The 1,233-nt window shown below is 75.2% G+C and carries 1 protein-coding gene and 1 pseudogene; one reads left to right on the forward strand and one right to left on the reverse strand.

Translation table 11 applies throughout. The annotated features are described in order from the left end of the window. Positions 1-643: aldo/keto reductase (locus MCM47_RS41055; protein WP_238951863.1), on the forward strand; the 643-nt coding region annotated here is incomplete at its 5' end. Positions 644-690: 47 nt separating this feature from the next. Here MCM47_RS41055 and MCM47_RS41060 read toward each other — a convergent pair. Further along, positions 691-1,233 (reverse strand): annotated as a pseudogene (locus MCM47_RS41060) (NAD(P)-dependent oxidoreductase); the annotation flags it as partial.

Consider the following 1,233-nt stretch of genomic DNA (forward strand, 5'->3'; position numbering starts at 1 on the left):
CGCCTTCGGCTGCTCGACCTTCCCCGCCGAGCAGCTCGTCGAGGCCCACCACGTCGCCGAGAAGCGCGGCCTGCCGCGCTTCCGCACCGAGCAGCCGCCGTACTCGTTGCTCGCCCGGGGCATCGAACGGGACGTGCTGCCGGTCGTCCAGCGGCTCGGGATGGGCGCGCTGACGTGGAGTCCGCTCGCCTCCGGCTTCCTGACCGGCCGCTACCGCAAGAACCGCCCGATCGACCTCGCCACCGGCCGGGCCGCACTCCACCCGGCCCGCTTCGACCCCGCGCTCCCCGGCACGGCCGCCAAGCTGGACGCGGTCGAGGGGCTGACCGCGATCGCCGAGGACCTCGGCCGCACCCTGCCCGAGCTGGCGCTCGCCTTCCCGCTGGCGCACCCGGCCGTCACCTCGGTGATCATCGGCCCGCGCACCACCGAGCAGCTGGCGGCCGCGCTCGCGGGCGCCGACCTGGTCCTCGACGACGCGGTGCTCGACCGCATCGACGCCGTCGTCCCGCCCGGCACCAACGTCTACCACCCGGACGGCGTCTGGCAGCCGCCCGCCCTGACCGACCCGGCCCTGCGCCGCCGCCCGGTCACCGACCGCGCCGCCGGCGACCCGGTGGCCGGGGAGGCCGCGGCCGGCTGACGCCAAGAGGACGGCCGGACCGCCCGGCTGCGCCGCACTACTGACCACTACCGCCGGAGCAGGTCGACCACGCCCACGAGGTCCTCCGCCCCGCTGCCCTCGGCGAGCCGGCGCCGCATCAGCCGGAAGTACGGCTCCAGCAGCTCGGCGCTGACGCCCTGCTCCTCGGCGGTGCGCAGGAAGGTCGGCGTGCCCGCCACCTGCATGGCCAGGTTGGAGACCACACCGCTGGTGTAGTCGCCGCTCTCCAGCTGTTCGGCGGTCTTCGCCACCGACCCGGACATCGCGGTGAGCCAGGACGACAACAGCGGGGCCAGCTCGGTCGGCGCGACCTCCTCCTTCCCGATCAGCGCGAAGGCGTGCGCGACCCCGGCGAACATCCCGTACATCGCGCTCAGCAGCGCCACGTCGTACAGCGCCGCGAAGCCCGGGTCCTCGCCCACCCAGGTGGTGGCGGCCGGGACGGCCAGGGTCTCGCGGTGCTCGGCGAACAGCTCGGACGAGCCGCTGTAGAAGACGTACGGCCCCGCCGCCGGGACGCCGATCATCGGCGGAACGGCCATGATCCCGCCGTCGAGGTAGCGGGCGCC

It is taken from the genome of Kitasatospora sp. A2-31, from assembly GCF_022288725.1.
Classification (GTDB): domain Bacteria; phylum Actinomycetota; class Actinomycetes; order Streptomycetales; family Streptomycetaceae; genus Kitasatospora.